The 16,007-nt window shown below is 69.9% G+C and carries 14 protein-coding genes and 1 riboswitch; of the genes, 6 read left to right on the top strand and 8 right to left on the bottom strand.

The genetic code is table 11. From position 1 onward, the window contains the following. Nucleotides 1-9 precede the first annotated feature (9 nt). The gene (mnmH, locus tag ACK42S_RS08495) at nt 10-1,077 is read right to left on the bottom strand and encodes a tRNA 2-selenouridine(34) synthase MnmH (protein ID WP_409705638.1); all 1,068 of its coding nucleotides are present in this window, start codon (nt 1,075-1,077) and stop codon (nt 10-12) included. A gap of 10 nt (nt 1,078-1,087) precedes the next feature. Further along, complete coding sequence (locus ACK42S_RS08490; RefSeq protein ID WP_409705635.1) at nt 1,088-1,747, bottom strand: arylesterase; 660 nt, start codon at nt 1,745-1,747, stop codon at nt 1,088-1,090. On the opposite strand from ACK42S_RS08490, the gene ACK42S_RS08485 reads away from it, so the two are divergent. The 4 genes from ACK42S_RS08485 (at nt 1,746) to ACK42S_RS08470 (ending at nt 4,697) form a co-directional block, all read left to right on the top strand. Beyond that, on the top strand, nt 1,746-2,432 hold the full coding sequence (locus tag ACK42S_RS08485) for an ABC transporter ATP-binding protein (protein ID WP_409705632.1): 687 nt from the start codon (nt 1,746-1,748) through the stop codon (nt 2,430-2,432). The genes ACK42S_RS08490 and ACK42S_RS08485 overlap by 2 nt on opposite strands. A gap of 58 nt (nt 2,433-2,490) precedes the next feature. Beyond that, a complete protein-coding gene (gene rlmB, locus ACK42S_RS08480) occupies nt 2,491-3,225 on the top strand; it encodes a 23S rRNA (guanosine(2251)-2'-O)-methyltransferase RlmB (protein WP_409705629.1) in 735 nt (244 codons plus the stop codon). A gap of 95 nt (nt 3,226-3,320) precedes the next feature. Then, a complete protein-coding gene (gene upp, locus ACK42S_RS08475) occupies nt 3,321-3,953 on the top strand; it encodes a uracil phosphoribosyltransferase (RefSeq protein WP_409705626.1) in 633 nt (210 codons plus the stop codon). Between the two features lie 267 nt (nt 3,954-4,220). Further along, nucleotides 4,221-4,697: a hypothetical protein gene (locus ACK42S_RS08470; RefSeq protein WP_409705623.1), complete on the top strand. Its 477-nt coding sequence runs from the start codon at nt 4,221-4,223 to the stop codon at nt 4,695-4,697. A gap of 10 nt (nt 4,698-4,707) precedes the next feature. Here the strand turns inward: ACK42S_RS08470 and ACK42S_RS08465 are convergent, their stop codons facing one another. Both ACK42S_RS08465 and ACK42S_RS08460 read right to left on the bottom strand, forming a co-directional pair. After that, nucleotides 4,708-5,907 (bottom strand): MFS transporter, encoded by a 1,200-nt coding sequence (locus tag ACK42S_RS08465; RefSeq protein WP_409705621.1) that lies wholly within the window; start codon nt 5,905-5,907, stop codon nt 4,708-4,710. After that, nucleotides 5,904-6,914 (bottom strand): D-2-hydroxyacid dehydrogenase family protein, encoded by a 1,011-nt coding sequence (locus ACK42S_RS08460; RefSeq protein ID WP_409705618.1) that lies wholly within the window; start codon nt 6,912-6,914, stop codon nt 5,904-5,906. Before ACK42S_RS08460 ends, ACK42S_RS08465 begins: the two co-directional genes overlap by 4 nt. Nucleotides 6,915-7,093: 179 nt before the next feature. Between ACK42S_RS08460 and ACK42S_RS08455 the strand changes: the two genes are divergently transcribed. Continuing rightward, nucleotides 7,094-9,505: a penicillin acylase family protein gene (locus ACK42S_RS08455; RefSeq protein WP_409705641.1), complete on the top strand. Its 2,412-nt coding sequence runs from the start codon at nt 7,094-7,096 to the stop codon at nt 9,503-9,505. Between the two features lie 13 nt (nt 9,506-9,518). Here the strand turns inward: ACK42S_RS08455 and mdoH are convergent, their stop codons facing one another. From mdoH to ACK42S_RS08435, 4 genes are all read right to left on the bottom strand, one after another. Then, nucleotides 9,519-11,453 (bottom strand): glucans biosynthesis glucosyltransferase MdoH, encoded by a 1,935-nt coding sequence (gene mdoH / locus ACK42S_RS08450; protein WP_409705615.1) that lies wholly within the window; start codon nt 11,451-11,453, stop codon nt 9,519-9,521. Between the two features lie 213 nt (nt 11,454-11,666). Beyond that, nucleotides 11,667-13,046: a sigma 54-interacting transcriptional regulator gene (locus tag ACK42S_RS08445; RefSeq protein ID WP_409705612.1), complete on the bottom strand. Its 1,380-nt coding sequence runs from the start codon at nt 13,044-13,046 to the stop codon at nt 11,667-11,669. A 10-nt stretch (nt 13,047-13,056) separates the two neighbouring features. Continuing rightward, nucleotides 13,057-13,647 (bottom strand): hypothetical protein, encoded by a 591-nt coding sequence (locus tag ACK42S_RS08440; protein WP_409705609.1) that lies wholly within the window; start codon nt 13,645-13,647, stop codon nt 13,057-13,059. Further along, nucleotides 13,637-15,061: a sensor histidine kinase gene (locus ACK42S_RS08435; protein ID WP_409705606.1), complete on the bottom strand. Its 1,425-nt coding sequence runs from the start codon at nt 15,059-15,061 to the stop codon at nt 13,637-13,639. Before ACK42S_RS08435 ends, ACK42S_RS08440 begins: the two co-directional genes overlap by 11 nt. Nucleotides 15,062-15,158: 97 nt before the next feature. After that, nucleotides 15,159-15,261: riboswitch (TPP riboswitch) on the top strand. A gap of 80 nt (nt 15,262-15,341) precedes the next feature. Here ACK42S_RS08435 and ACK42S_RS08430 point away from each other — a divergent pair. Then, nucleotides 15,342-16,007 (top strand): phosphomethylpyrimidine synthase ThiC (locus ACK42S_RS08430; RefSeq protein WP_409705603.1); only part of this gene is annotated, 666 nt, incomplete at its 3' end.

Below are 16,007 nucleotides of genomic sequence, written 5' to 3'. Positions count from 1 at the left end.
GGGTGGTTTTCAGGGCGAGTCGCCGCCACCGATCAGCTCGCGGGCCAAGGCCATGAAGGCCTCGTGCGAGGATGATGCGGGTGCGAGCCGGCGGGCCTGCGCGTGGCGCACGAAATTGCGCTGTGTGGAGGCCTCGTAGTTCGGGTCGTAGTGCTGCACGAGCAGGGCCTCCACCATCTCGGCCATGCGGCCTTCTCGCGCGGCCTGCTTCCAGCCATCCACCGTCGCCCGCCCCCGCAGGGCGGCCAGGTGGTCGAGCTGCCGGCACAAGGCATCCACGTCGCGGACGAAGAAGTCGTAGTCCTCCATCAGCAAGGCAATGCGCTCGGGCAGGGCGAGGTCGATGCTCAGACAGTGGGCGGCGCGGATGCACTCGATCAACGCGGGCGGCACCTGCAACTGCCCAATCTTGCGGCTCTCGCTTTCCACATAGACCACCCGGCCCGGGTCGAACCCCCGCAGGGCCTGCCAGATGCGGGTCTCGAACTGCTTCTGAGAGGGTTGGGGGCGCCCCGGCAGGAGGCCAAGCACCGAACCCCGATGCTCGGCCAGGGCCTCCAGGTCCAGCACCTGGGCCCCCTGGGCCTTCAGGGCCTGCAGCAGGCGGCTCTTGCCAGAGCCGGTGCGTCCGCACAGCACCCGCCAGGCATGGCGGGCGGGCAGGGCCTCGAGGTCGTGCACCACCTGCCGGCGCCAGGCCTTGTAGCCGCCTTCCAGCAGATGCACGCGAAAGCCGATCTGCCCCAGCACCAGGGCCAGCGCCCCGGAGCGCTGGCCGCCGCGCCAGCAGTAGAGCAGCGGCTCCCAGTCCTTGGGCTTGTCCATCACCTCACGCTCGATGTGCGCGGCGATGTTGCGGGCGACCATGGCGGCCCCGATCTTGCGGGCCTCGAAGGCCGAGACCTGCTTGTAGCAGGTGCCCACGATGCGCCGTTGTTCGTCGTCCAGCGAGGGCCAGTTCAGTGCCCCGGGCAGGTGATCCAGGGCATGCTCGGCCGGTGAGCGAGCGTCGATGATGGCATCGAAGCAGTCCAGGCGCGCGATCGCGTCGGCCGCGCAGACGGGAACGACAGGCATCCCGGGCGCCTCAAGGCTTGAGCAGCCGGCGCAAGGCGGGCCACACATTGTCCAGCAGCAGGGGCTGGGCCGCTTCGTTCGGATGGATGCGGTCGGGCTGGAAGAAGCGGGGAGCCTCCGGAACATCGGCCACACCACGCAGCAAGAAGGGCACCAGGGGCACTTTTTCGTCGGAGGCCACCTGCTCGAAGATCGCGGCGAAACTTTCGGTGTAAGTCCGGCCGTAGTTAGGCGGCACCTGGATGCCCACCAGCAGCACGCGGGCGCCGGCCTGGCGCGACAACCGGGTCATCTCGGCCAGGTTGCGCTGGGTGGACTCCAGCGGCAGGCCGCGCAGGGCGTCGTTGCCGCCCAGTTCGATCACCACATGCGTGGGCTGGTGCTGGCGCAGCAGCGCAGGCAGGCGCGAGCGGCCTCCGGCGGAGGTGTCGCCGCTGATGCTGGCATTGACGACGGTGGCAGCGATGCCTTCGCGCCGCAGGCGCTGCTCGAGCAGCGCCACCCAGCCGCTGCCGCGGGCGATGCCGTATTCGGCGGACATGCTGTCGCCCACCACGAGGATACGCGCGGGCGCATCGGCCCAGGCCGCGACGGGGTGCGATAACCCGGCAAAGGCGAGGAATGTGGTGGCCGCGATAAAGTGGCGGCGTCCTGGCAAGCGCACGATCATGACTGAACCCATCATCGCCGTGGAGCGTCTGACCAAGCGGGTGACGGACTCCACCGGCACGCTGACGATTCTCCACGATATCGATTTCGCACTGGCCCCGAGGGAATCGGTGGCCATCGTCGGAGCTTCCGGCTCGGGCAAGTCGACCTTGCTGTCCATCATCGCCGGCCTGGACACCCCCAGCGAAGGCACGGTCCGTCTGGACGGTGTGGACCTTTTCACCCTGGACGAAGACCGGCGCGCCGCGGTGCGCGCGGCCAAGGTCGGCTTCGTTTTTCAGAGCTTCCAGCTCATGACCAATCTGACGGCGCTGGAAAACGTGATGCTGCCGCTGGAGCTGCAGGGCCGGCCCGATGCCCGCCAGCGCGCCACGGCGATGCTCGAACGCGTGGGGCTGGGCGAGCGGCTGCGCCACTATCCGCGGGTGCTTTCGGGGGGCGAGCAGCAGCGCGTGGCCCTGGCCCGCGCCTTTGTCGTCGAGCCCGAGCTGCTGCTGGCCGACGAGCCCACCGGCAGCTTGGACTTCGCCACCGGCGAGACCGTGATGGAACTGATGTTCACCCTCAATCGCGAGCGCGGAACCACATTGGTGCTCGTCACGCACGACCGCGGCATCGCCGCCCGCTGCGACCGCCAGATCCGCCTCGAAGCCGGCCGCCTGATGCCGGCGGCCGAAGCCGTCTGAGCACGTGCGGCCGCGCAGCGCGGCTACCATGGAGCCGCTGTCCACGAAAGTCCCGACCTTGAGCCCTGCGAAGATTCTGTTCGGCTTCCATGCCGTGACGGTGCGCCTGAAGACCGCGCCGCAATCCATCATCGAGATCCATGCCGATGCCGGTCGGCGCGACCAGCGCATGCGCCAGTTCCTGGCCCGGGCCCAGGAAGCCGGGGTGCGGCTGATCGAAAGCGATGACGATCGGCTGCAACGGCTGTGCGGCACGCACCGGCACCAGGGGGTGGTGGCCAGGGTGCAGCCGCTGCCCATGGCGCGCTCGCTGGACGATCTGCTCGACGGTCTGGACGGCCCCCCCCTGTTGCTCGTGCTCGACGGCGTGACCGATCCGCACAACCTCGGGGCCTGTCTGCGGGTGGCCGATGGTGCCGGCGCCCATGCGGTGATCGCCCCCAAGGACCATGCCGTGGGTGTGAACGCCACGGTGGCCAAGGTGGCCAGCGGCGCGGCCGAGACGGTGCCTTATTTCATGGTGACCAACCTGGCGCGCACGCTGGGCGAGCTCAAGGAGCGCCACATCTGGGTGGTGGGGACGGCCGGGGAGGCGCCACGGACCGTCTATGACGTCGATCTGAAGGGTCCGGTGGCCCTGGTGCTGGGGGCCGAGGGGCCGGGCCTGCGCCAGCTCACCCGCAGGACTTGCGACGAACTGGTCTCGATCCCGATGCGCGGCGCCGTCGAGAGCCTGAACGTGTCGGTGGCCAGCGGCATCTGCCTGTACGAGGCGCTGCGACAGAGGCGCTGAGCCCCCGAGCCTGCCCGCCGGGCGGGGCTCGCTACACTGCGGGCATGCCGGCCCGGCGGCACCGCCGGGCCGAAGTCTTCTTCCCGGTGAGTCCCATGCCTGTCATCGAAGTCCAGCACCCCCTCGTCAAGCACAAGATCGGCCTGCTGCGCGAGGCCGACATCTCCACCAAAAAGTTCCGCGAGCTGACCTCCGAGGTGGCCCGACTGTTGGCCTACGAGGCCACCGCCGACTTTCCGCTCGAGAAGGTCACGCTGCAGTGCTGGAGCGGCCCCACCGAGGTGGATCGCATCAAGGGCAAGAAGGTCACGGTCGTGCCCGTGCTGCGGGCGGGCATCGGCATGCTCGACGGCGTGCTCGACATGGTTCCCAACGCGAAGATCAGTGTCGTGGGGCTCTCGCGCAATCACGACACCTTGCAGCCCGAGCATTATTTCGAGAACTTCGTGGGCAACCTGGAGGCGCGCACCGCCCTCATCATCGACCCCATGCTGGCCACGGCGGGCTCGATGAACGCCACGATCGACCTGCTCAAGCGCAAAGGCTGCAAGGACATCCGGGCCCTGGTGCTGGTGGCGGCCCCCGAAGGCGTCCGGGCCCTGGATGCCGCCCATCCGGACGTGCGCTGCTGGACGGCCGCGATCGACAGCCATCTCAACGAGCACGGCTACATCATCCCCGGCCTGGGCGATGCCGGGGACAAGATCTTCGGCACCAAGCACGATTGATCGATGACCGACGGCTTTCGCAGCCAATTGTAAAAATATCGAACTGTCAATAGAAATTCACACAGACGCCTCCAATTCGTTGTAAAACAGCGTCGTTGTCCAGGGCATCCCCTGGGCGGGCGGCCCCACCGGCCTGGCCGCCCGAGCCCCGGGCACGCCGCCCACACGGCGGCCGATGCCGGTCCTGGGATGCCCGCGAGAGGTGTGTGCGCACCTGCGCCTGCGGGTCGTCACGCCGGTCGTATGTCGTATCGCAAGGAGGAGTCCATGCCACGTTCCCTGCAACGCCGTGCACCCCTGCGTCTGTGGATGACCGGTTGTGTGGCCGTCGTGATGGCCGCCCTGAGCTCTCCCCTGGCGCGCGGCAAGACGGAAGAAGCCGTCGAACGCCCTGGCCGCCATGCCTTGGTCAGTCCCTACGATGTCGAGGAGACGGTTTCCAAGATCGAGGCAGCCGCCTCGTCTCACGGCCTGGTCGTCTTTGCCAAGCGGGTCCCGCACGAGCGGCCCGGGGCCACGTTGGTGTTGGGCTTGTCCGGCGGCGTCACCCCGGTGGTGATGGACGATGGCAGCCGCGAGATCGAACTGCCCCTGCAGATCGACGTGGTGCGCGGACCCGACGGGCGCACCGAGGTGCGCTTTCACGATCCTTGGCCGTGGACCGAGGTGGCGGCCGATGCGTCGCCCGATGCGCTGAAAGCCATCGGCCCGCTGCCGGCGCTGCTGCAGTCGGCCTTGGGCTGAGCCTTGCTGGCTACCCGTGGGCGCCGGGCAGGGGCGCCGCACGTGCGCAGGCCCGCTGCGCCCACAGGCTCAGGCCCAGGGCGGCAACCACCATGACCAGACCCACCCAGTGCAACCCGCCATAGCCTGAGCGGGCGACCAGCCAACCGCCGGTGGCGGCCCCCACCGCCTGCCCGACGTAGATCGCCGAGGTGTTCAGCGCCATCAGGGCCGGGGCGAGCAACGGGGCCACATGACCGAGCCGGGCCTGCTGGGCCGAGTTCGAGGCCATGCAGCTCAGGCCCCAGGGCACCAGCACCAGCAGCGTCAGGCCCAAGCCACGGCCCAGCGGCCACAAGGCCATGCTCAGCACGATCAGGCCAACCAGCCAGGCCACCGCCCGGTGCGGCCCGATGCGGTCCACCGTGCGCGAGAGCACCAGGTTGCCGGCCAGCCCCCACAGGCCGAACCAGCCGAAGATGAGCGCGAGCTGGCCCGGCGTGGCCTGCAACACGTCGCGGAAGTAGGGGGCAAAGTAGGAGAAGACGGTGAACTGCCCGGCTCCGGCCAGGGCCGTCACGCCGACCATGGCCATCAGCACCGGGCTGGCGATCACGCCCCGCCAGGCGCGCAGGCTCAGGCCCGGCGGTTGGATCCCGGCCGGCATGCGGCGGTGGACGAGCAGGGCCGCCCCCAGCGACAGCACCGCCACGAAGGCCATCGCGGCACGCCAGCCGTAGGTTTCGCCGATCCAGGCGTTCAGGGGCATGCCCAGCACCGAGGCGAAGGCCCAACCCAGGAACACGGTGGTGATGCTGCGCCCGCGCTGCGGCGGCGGGGCCATGTGGCCGATCGCGGCCGCCGCCTGGGGGGTGAAGACGGCGGCGGCCAGCATCGTCAGGGCCCGCACCGGCCACAGGTGGCCGTAATCGGGCATCAGTGCGCACAGGCCATGGCCGACGGCATACCACAGCAGGGCGCCCACCAGCAGGCGGCGGCGGTCCCAGCCCGAGACCCACACAGCCAGCGCTGGCGCCCCCACCGCCATCACGACGGCGGCGATCGCGATGAGCTGGCCGGCCACGGCCACCGAGACCTGTAGGGAGTGTGCCAGGTCGTTGAGTGTGCCGCCCACGACCATCACACCGCAGCCGATGACGAAGTTGCCCAGCATCAGCACACGCCGGGTCGAGCCCAGCGCCTGCGGTCCCGGGGCAGGGGGCGGGCTCATCCGCGAAAGACCTTCAAGGCATCGGGATTGACCAGGTTGGTGGGCTGGCCCTGGATGAAGTTGATGACGTTCTGGAAGGCCGCGCTGAAGTACAGCTCATAACTGTCTTGCTCGACGTAGCCGATGTGCGGGGTGCACACGGCATTTTCCAGGCGCAGCAGCGGATGCCCGGGCAGAGGGGGTTCGGTCTCGTAGACGTCCACGGCGGCCATGCCCGGGCGGCCCTTGTTCAGACCGCTGACCAGGGCGTTGTCCTCCACGAGCTCGGCCCGAGCGGTATTGACGAACAGCGCCGTGGGCTTCATGCGCAGCAGATCGTCGAGCTTGACGATGCCGCGGGTCTCGGGCACCAGGCGCAGGTGCAGCGAGAGCACGTCGCTGGATTCGAAGAAGGCCTCACGGCTGAAGGCGGCATCGAAGCCGTCGGCCTGGGCGCGCTGGCGTGAAGCCTCGCTGCCCCACACCAGCACCTTCATGCCGAAGGCCCGGCCGTAGCCGGCCACGAGCTGGCCGACCTTGCCGTAGCCCCACACGCCCAGCGTCTTGCCCTTGAGCACCATGCCCAGCCCGAAGTTGGGGGGCATGGAGGCGGCCTTCAGGCCCGACTGCTGCCAGGCCCCGTGCTTGAGATTGCCGATGTACTGGGGCAGCCGGCGCATGGCTGCCATGATCAGCGCCCAGGTGAGCTCGGCCGGCGCCACCGGTGAGCCCACGCCCTCGGCCACGGCGATGCCCAGCCGGGTGCAGGCTTCGATGTCGATGTGCGGGCCCACCCGGCCGGTCTGGGAGATCAGCTTGAGCCGGGGCAGTTTTTCCAACAACTGCCGCGGGAATTGCGTGCGTTCCCGGATCAGGACCAGCACGTCGGCATCGCGCAGCCGCACCGAGAGCTGGCCGATGCCCTTGACCGTGTTGGTGAAGACCTTCGCGTGGTAAGGCTCCAGCATGGCCGCGCAACGCAGCTTGCGCACGGCGTCCTGATAGTCGTCCAGGATGATGATGTTCATGCATCGGGATTCTGCATCCATCCGCGGCCCATCGCCGCACCGGCGCGCAACAGGGCGCAACGGGGCCCCCAGGGGAGCCTGCACGGCTGTGCCACACTGCACACCGCGGCCCCGCGATGACCGGGCCGCGTCCGGAACGATCGACCGAAGGAGGCAAGACCGTGAAGTGGCTCAGAGGGATGCTGGCGGCCATGTTGCTGCTCGTGGTGGCACTGATCGCGACCGTGTGGACTTACCGGGTGCTGGTGCTGCCCCAGACCGAGGGCGAGTTGCGCGTGTCCGGACTGTCCGCCCCGGTGAGCATCAGCCGCGATGCCCACGGCATTCCGACCCTGCGCGCCGACAATGTGGAGGACCTGATGTTCGCGCTGGGGTTCGTCCATGCCCAGGACCGCCTGTGGCAACTGGAAACCCACCGCCGCATTGGCAGCGGCCAGTTGGCTGAAGCCTTCGGGGAGTCGGCACTGGAGACCGACCGCTTCCTGCGTGCCCTGGGGGTGCGGCGCACGGCGCAGGCGCAGTGGGAGGCCGTGCAGGGCGAGACGCGCCGCGTCATCGAGGCTTACGCAGCGGGCATCAATGCCTTCGTGGAGCAGCACATGGATGCCCGCCCGCCGGAGTTCCTGGTGCTGGGTCTGCAGCCGGGGCGGTGGGAGCCTGCCGACACCCTGGCCTGGGCGACGATGATGGCCTGGGATCTGGGCGCCAACTGGAATGCCGAGCTGATCCGCATGCGTCTGGCGCTGAGCCTGCCGGTGCAGCGCATCCAAGAGCTGATGCCGCCGTACCCGGGTGAGCAGCCCTTGCCGCTGGCCGACTATGCTGCCTTGTATCGGTCCCTGAAGGTGGACGGCAAGCTCGGACAACACGCCCTGAACGCCGCGCCGCCCTCGGGCATCGAGGGCCTGGGCTCGAACAATTGGGTGGTGTCGGGGCAACGTTCCGAGACGGGGCACCCGCTGCTGGCCAACGACCCGCATCTGAAGCTCAGCGCGCCGGCCCTGTGGTACTTCGCGCGGCTGGAGGCTCCGGGCTTCAAGGTGGCCGGGGCCACGATGCCGGGCCTGCCGGTCGTGGTGCTGGGGCAGAACGAGCATATCGCCTGGGGCTTCACGAACACCGGGCCGGATGTGCAGGATCTGTACCTCGAAGAGATCCACGCCGACGACCCGGCCCTGTACCGCACCCCCGAGGGCTGGGCGCGCTTCGAGACTTACGAGGAGACCATCCGGGTGCGCGGCCGGCCTGAGGTGAAGCTCACCGTGCGCGCGACACGCCATGGCCCGGTGATCTCGGACGCGCCTTCGGCCGGCACGGACGGTCTGACGGGGCCCAGGGAGGCGCCCCGCTATGCACTGGCGATGCGCTGGACGGCGCTGGACGTGCCCAACACCTCGGTGGAGGCGGCGCTGGCGATGAACCGGGCGTCCAGCGTGCAGTCGTTCATCGAAGCCGCCGCGCTGAACATCGCCCCGATGCAGAACATGGTGGTGGCCGACCGCGAGGGCCGCATCGGCTGGGTGGCTGCCGGTCGGGTGCCACTGCGCGGGCCCGACCATGACCTGAAGGGCCAGGTGCCGGCGCCGGGATGGGAGGCCCGCTATGACTGGGTGGGCTACCTCGACCCGGCGCTGACCCCGCGCGAGGTGGACCCTGCGCGCGGCTGGATCGCCACGGCCAACCAGCGCATCCACGGACCGGACTATCCGCATTACCTGGGCAGCGAATGGGCGCTGCCCTACCGTCAGGAGCGCATCGAGGCGCTGCTGCAGGCCCGGCAGCGGCACGATCTGGACAGCTTTGCGCAGATGCAGGCTGACGAGCTGTCGCTGGCCACCGTGAAGCTGATGCCGTTCCTGCGCCGTGCGCAGTCCTCGCATCGGCTGGCAGCGCCCGTGCAGGCGCTGCTGGCGCAGTTCGATGGCACGATGGCCGCGCAGCGTCCCGAACCGCTGGTGTTCTGGGCCTGGAGCCGCCATCTCACCGAGGGGCTGCTGGCCGACGAGGTGGGCCCCGAGCTCCTGGAGCGCACGATGGTGGGCTCGCGCAACTACCGCGACGCGGTGGAGGGCATCCTGGCGCGCGACGATGCCTGGTGGTGCGACGACAAGCGCACGCCACAGGTGACCGAAAGCTGCCAGGACCAGGTCGATGCGGCCTTCCACAAGGCCTTGGCGGAATTGGAGGCCTTGCAGGGCCCCGATCCGGCCCGCTGGCAGTGGGGGCAGGCCCACCAGGCCCGTGCCGAGCACCGCCCCTTCAGCCGTGTCAAGGCTTTGGCGCCGCTGTTCGAGTTGCGTGCGCCGGTGGGCGGGGACACCTACACGGTGAACGTGGCGCGGGTGAGCCTGCGTGCCGATGCCACCACCGGCGAGCGCTACCTGAACGAGCATGGGCCGAGCCTGCGCGCCCTGTACGACGTGCACGACCCGTCGCGCTCGCGCGTGATGCACTCGAGCGGCCAGTCCGGCATCGTGCTGTCACGCCACTACCACGACTTCCTCGAACGCTGGACGAAGGTGAACTACGTCCCGCTGTGGGCGCCGCCGCAGGCCCAGGGGCCCACCCTGAGGCTGGAGCCGGCCCGCTGAGCCGGGGGGGGGCTCAGGCGACACGCAACACGGGGTCGCGGGCGTAGCGCCAGGCGCTGCGCAGCACGCGGGGGGCCGACCGCTCCTCGGGGATCATCAGCGTGACCGCCCGCCGTCCCGAGCGGCTGGTCCACACGGCCAGCGGGGCCGCCAGCAGCAAGGGCAGGGCCACCGGCAGCAGCCAGGGCAGGGCGCTCAAGTGGGCACTGCCCAGGGCCAGCACGGTGCACGCGGCCAGCGCGCCGGCCGGCCCGAAGCGGCGCAGGACGTCGCGCCAGCGCAGGGTGAGCGCCTCGCGGGCCGGGGAGGTCCAGCCGATGCGCCAACCGGTGAGGGCGGCGATCACGAACCCCGTGTGGGCCACCATGCGCACCGGGGCCTGGGCCACCGAGAGCGCCGCCTCGGCACAGGCGCTGCGGATCAAGGCGGGCATGCCGCCGAAGTCCCGCTGTTCGCCGCGCAGCCACACGGCCACGACCGCCAGCACGCGCGGCAGCATCAGCAATGCGAAGCTCACCCCCCACAGCGCAAGCAGGTGGTGGGGCGGCAGGCCGGCGTCGCCGGAGGCGGCGTGCAGCCAGTGGGCCACTCCCAGCGCCAGGAAGGACAACCACAGGGGAGCCGAGACATAGGCCATGGCCCCGGTGGCCAGCATCACGCGATGCACGGGGTGAAGCCCGGGCTCGGCAATGAGCTGGAAGTTCTGCAAGTTGCCCTGGCACCAGCGCCGGTCGCGCTGCAATTCCTCGACGAGGTTGGGCGGGTTCTGCTCGTAGCTGCCGCCCAGGTCCGACACCAGCCAGACATGGTAGCCGGCGCGGCGCATCAAGGCGGCCTCGATGAAGTCGTGCGAGAGGATCTCACCGGCCAGCGGGCCGTGGCCAGGGACATCGGCCAGGCCGCAGTGCGCCATGAACGGCTCGACCCGGATGATGGCGTTGTGCCCCCAGTAGTGCGATTCGCCAAGTTGCCAGTACTGCATGCCCAGCGTGTACAGACGGCCGGTGACGCGCGAGGCGAACTGCTGGGCCCGGGCATGCAGCGTGGTCTGACCCACGGCCTGGGGCAGGGTCTGGATGATGCCCGCGCGCGGGTGGGCCTCCATCAGGCGCACCAGGTCGGTCAGGCAGGAGCCGCTCATCACGCTGTCGGCATCGAGCACGACCATGTAGCGGTAGCGGCGGCCCCAGCGGCGGCAAAAGTCGGCCACATTGCCCGCCTTGCGACGGGTGCGCAGCTTGCGCCGGCGGTAATAGATCTGCATCGTGATGCCCGACGCTGCCAGCGCGGCCCGCAGCCGGCCCCAGGCGGCATGCTCGGCCTCCCACAGCCGGGGATCGGCGCTGTCGGACAGGATGTAGAGGTCGAAATGGCGATGCGCGCCCACGGCCGCCAAGGACTCGCAGGTCGCCCTCAGCCCGGCAAAGACGGTGGGCACATGTTCGTTGCAGATCGGCATCACCAGGGCAGTGCGCGCGTCCTCGGGCAGCGGGCGGTGTCGCACCGCAGCGGCCGACAGCGCATGCCGGTCGCCGCGCAGCCGCACGATGAAACCCATCAGCGCGGTGGCAAAGCCCGCGCAGACCCAGGCGAAGAGCAGCGCGAACAGGCTCAGCTGCAAGATTTGCACTGCCTGCGTCGCGGTGTCGGGCGCCGTCGGGAGTTCCAGGGCCAGCCACCCCGTGGCCAGGACGGTCAGGGTCAGGACGCTGCAGAGAAAGATGCGACGGCGCCGCGCCGCGGCATGTTCCCAGGGGGCGGACGGCTGCGCAGCCGCCGCCAGCGAGGCCCTTTGCCAGAACTGCCGCAAGGCCTGCGACAGCCCGGCGCGCAGGCCCAGCCAGGGACGGGCCGGCATGTGGCCCCGCACCAGCGGCGGGGCGGTGGCAGCGCGTGGGGCCTCAGGGGTGACGGGCAGGACCGTGTCCAAGGTGGAAGGATCCAGCATGGGCATGAAGACTCCGCATGGAGCCCGCGAAGCTGCGGGCGGTCGCCCCTGTCATGCAAACCATGTGCCAATTGAAGAAAAACGTGATTTGACAGATAGATAGATCAATAAACTCAAGTGATACTTGATGTTGAGAGGGCGACAACCGGGGCAAACGCCGGGCCGGCGTCGCCATCTGGCGACGCATTTGCCGATGCATCGGCCAAGTGCCTGTCAGTCGGGAGATTTTTCCTGTCGCTCGGTGGCGACAGGCGCGTCGTTGCGGAACAGCTCTGGCGTCAGACCGTGCTTGCGGAGCAAGCGGTAGAACTCGGTGCGGTTGCGTTCGGCCAGGCGCGCGGCATCGGCGACGTGACCGTCGGTGAGCTTGAGCAGGCCCACCAGGTAGTCGCGCTCGAAGCGACGCCGCGCCTCGGCATAGCCGAGCACCTCCACCGTGGGCACGCGCAGGGCCCGCTGCACCAGGCTCAGGGGGATGAGCGGGGTGGTCGACAGCGCGCAGACCTGCTCGACCACGTTGAGCAACTGGCGCACATTGCCAGGCCACGGGGCGGTGGCCAGGGCTTTCAGGGCCTCGGGCGCGAAGCCGTTGATCTGTTTGCCGTATTTGCGGGCCAGGCGCTCGACGAAGTGCTGCGCCAGCAGCGGGATGTCCTCGCGGCGCTCGGCCAGCGGCGGCAGGGTGAGGGTGACGACGTTGAGCCGGTAATAGAGGTCCTCGCGGAACTGCCCCTCCAGCAGCGCGGCATCGAGATCGCGGTGCGTGGCCGAGACGATGCGCACGTCCACCGGGACCGCCTGGCTGGCGCCGACCGGTCGCACGCTGCGCTCTTGCAGTACGCGCAGCAGCTTCACCTGCAGGGCCGGCGGCATGTCGCCGATCTCGTCGAGGAAGAGCGTGCCGCCGTCGGCGGCCTGGAAGAGCCCGCGGTGGTGGTTCACCGCGCCGGTGAAGGCGCCTTTGACATGGCCGAAGAGCTCGGATTCGAGCAGCGCTTCAGGGATCGCGCCGCAATTGACCGCGATGAACGGCCGGCCGGCCCGGGCGCTGGCCTTGTGGATGGCCTGGGCCAGCAGCTCCTTGCCCGAGCCGCTGGGGCCGCGGATCAGTACGCTGGCGTCCGAGGCCGCGACGAGCTTGGCTTCGGACAGCAGATCGGCCATCAAGGGAGAGCGGCTCACGATCGCCTCGCGCCAGGGCTCGCGGGCGGTCTGGTCGCGCGGGTCCGGAGCGGCCAGGGCCAGGGCCTGGGCGATACGGTCGAGCAGCACCTTGCCGTCGAAGGGCTTGGTGAGGTAGGTGAAGACCCCGCGTGCCGTGGCCTCGACCGCATCGGGGATGGTGCCGTGGGCGGTGAGCAGGATGACCGGCAGCGCCGGATGGCGTGCGCGGATGGCATCGAACAGGGCCAGGCCGTCCATGCCGGGCAGTTGCACGTCGCTGAGCACGAGGTCGGGCCGCTCGATGGCCAGCTGGGCCAGCGCGGCTTCGGCGCTGTCCACCCCCTGCACATGGTAGCCGGCGGCCGTCAGCCGCATCGACAGCAACCGCAACAGGTCGGGATCGTCGTCGACGAGCAGAATCCGGCTCATGGCGGCGCTCTCAGGGCGACGGGCGCGCCTCTGCACCGCCCGGGGTGGTCATCGGGGGGCGCTGGGTGAGGCTGCGCTCGATGGCCTTCAGGGCTTCGAGCTGCTGCTGGGCCTGCTCGAGCCGGCGCTGGGTGTCGCGCAACTGCTGGGCCTGGCGTTCAGCCGCTTCCTCGGCTCGGCGCTGCTCGGCGTAACGCGAGCGCAGCAGGCGGGCCCATGGCAGCCACGGTGCGGCCTCGGGAGCCGCCGAGCGCAGCAGGGCATCGAGCAGACCGATGGCCCGCGCCAGATCCGCCGGCTGCCGGGTGTATCCCAGCGCCAGCGCCAGTTCCACTGTGGCCGCCGGCGAGGCGGCAGGATCGCCGATGCGGGCGATCTCCTGCTGCAGTTCGGCCGGCGAGAGCAGGCGCACACGGTCATGATGAGCCGCGAAGCGTCGCGCCACGGCATCGGCCGGCTCGACGACCGGCACGGCCACGGGCACTTCGACGCGCAGGGGCACCGACACCGTGCGGACCTCGGTCACCTGGGGCAGGGGCGCGCAGGCCGCCATGAGCACACCGAAGAATGCGGGCAGGGTCCGAAGCCGTTCAGGGAGCATGGATGAGTTCGATGCGGAAGTGGGCGCCAGGCGCATTGGGCAGGACCTCGACCCGCCCGCCATGGGCGGCCACGTACTCCTGCACGATCGACAGGCCGATGCCGGTGCCACGGGCGGCGCCGGCGGGCTGGATCTCGCCGCGGTAAAAGGGCTCGAAGACCCTGGCGCGGTCGCTCTCGCGGATGCCGGGGCCTTCGTCGAGGATGTCGAGGCAGATGCGGTCGCCGTCTTGCGCCAGCAAGATGCGAATCGTAGCGCCGACGGGGCTGTAGCGTATGGCGTTGGACAAAAGGTTACGAAACGCCGTGCCCAGCTTGTCGCGGTCCACCGCCACAGGCGGGACCTGCCCTGACAGCTCGATGTGCAACTGTCGGGCCTGCCACTGCAGGCGCTGCTCCTCGATGCGGGCCTGCAGCAGTTCGCGCAGGTCGGTGGGTTCGCGTTGCAGTCGCCGGGCCTCGAACGCGGCGGCGTTGAAGCGCAGCAGGTCTTCGATCTGCTGCTGCAGCATCAGGGTGTTCTGGCGCAGGATCGCCACCACCTCGCGCTGGCTGTCGGTCAGCGCGCCGGTCACGCCGTCCTCGATGAGGGAGACGCCCTCGCGCATCGCCGCCAGCGGCGTCTTCAGTTCATGCGACACCTGCCGCAGGAAGCGTGCCTTGTCGGCGTCGAGTTCGGCCAGCCGCAGACGCAGCCAGTCCAGGCGGCGGCCGACCTCGCGCACGTCGGCCGGGCCACGGATCTCGATGGGCTCGTCCAGCCGGTTTTCCCCCAGCTGGACGATCGCGCGTTCCAGGCGCTTGAGCGGCCGGGCCAGCCACAAGCCGAACACCAGCGCCAGGCCCACGGCCAGCACGATGGCGGCGAGCACCTGGCGCGCCAGCAGGGCGCGGCTGCCGTCCAGGGCCTCCTGGACGGCACGGTTGTGGGCCTCGTTGGCGGCACGCACCTGGATGGCGCGTGCCGTGTGCAGGTCGGCCAGTTCGGCGAAGGCCTCGCCCACAGTGCGTTCACGCAGCGCCAGCATGTCCCGCGGCCCCTGCAAGGCCTGCCGCACCCGGGCCACGGCTTGCGGCCACGCCGGCACCTGGGGGGCGCCCAATTCCTCGTCCAGGCGTGCGAGGCCCGCCTCGGCCTCGGCCGCAGCCTGCTCGAAGCGCTCGAGCAGCGCCGGATCGTCGAGCACCAGGAACTGGCGGGCCGAGCGTTCCATCGCGGCCAGGCGCTCGCCCAGGGCCTGGGTCTCGGTGCTGAGCACGACGGCGCGCTGGGCACCGGCCTGGGTCTGGTTGACCAGTTCCTCCAGCGTGTACAGGCCACGCAGCAACACCGCGCCGAGCAGCGCGGTGATCAGCAGGAAGGCCACCAGCAGCAACTGGCGGAACGACAACTTGCTCGCAAGCGGCAGTCGCATGGTCGGCGGCAGGAAGTCCGGGATGTCGGTAGCGGCCACTATAGCCAGCCACGGGGCGCCATTGCCTTGACGCGGGAGGCTGCCGGGTCCTAAACTGCAACGCGCTCCGGGGTGCACCGTGTGCTGAGATGGCGTGAGACGCCAAACCCGATGAACTTGATCCGGTTAATACCGGCGGAAGAAGAGCTGAATCTGTCCCTCGTGTCCTGGCCCAGGCGGGTCCGGGCCTCCTCCCAGGGGCACTTTCCGGAGCACCCATGAACCGGAAAGGAGCCCCTCGATGAACGCCCCCGACAAGTTTTCGCAGTTGCTCGCCCAGGCCCGCGAGCCGTTTCCCGCATCCCGCAAGGTCTGGATGCCGGGCGCGCTGCATCCCGGCGTGCGGGTGCCCATGCGCGAGGTGCGGCTCACCAACGGCGAGACGGTCACGCTCTACGACACCTCGGGCCCTTACACCGATCCGCAGACCGTCATTGACGTGCGCCGCGGCCTACCGGCCCTGCGTCAACCCTGGATCGAGGCGCGCGGCGATACGCAGGTCTATGAGGGCCGCACCGCCCAGGCCGTGGATGACGGCCTGCGCGACGAGGCTCACGAGCGCTTGAAAGCCTTGCGCGCCCAGGCCGCCGGCTTGCAGCGCCAGCCCCGCCGCGCGCGCGCGGGGGGCAACGTCACGCAGATGCACTATGCACGGCGCGGCATCGTCACGCCCGAGATGGAATTCGTCGCGATCCGCGAGAACGGCCGGCGTGAGTGGATGCGCGAGCACCTGGCCGATGCCGAGCGCGAGGCCCGCCTGCGGGGCCAGCCGCTCGGGGCGCGACTGCCGGAGGTGATCACGCCTGAGTTCGTGCGGGACGAAGTGGCGCGCGGCCGCGCGATCATCCCGGCCAACCCCAACCACCCCAAACTCGAGCCCACGGCCACCGGGCGCAACTTCCTCGTC

The sequence above is a fragment of the Caldimonas sp. genome, from assembly GCF_046289365.1.
Lineage (GTDB): Bacteria > Pseudomonadota > Gammaproteobacteria > Burkholderiales > Burkholderiaceae_C > Caldimonas.
This window is presented reverse-complemented; position numbering and strand designations above follow the sequence as displayed.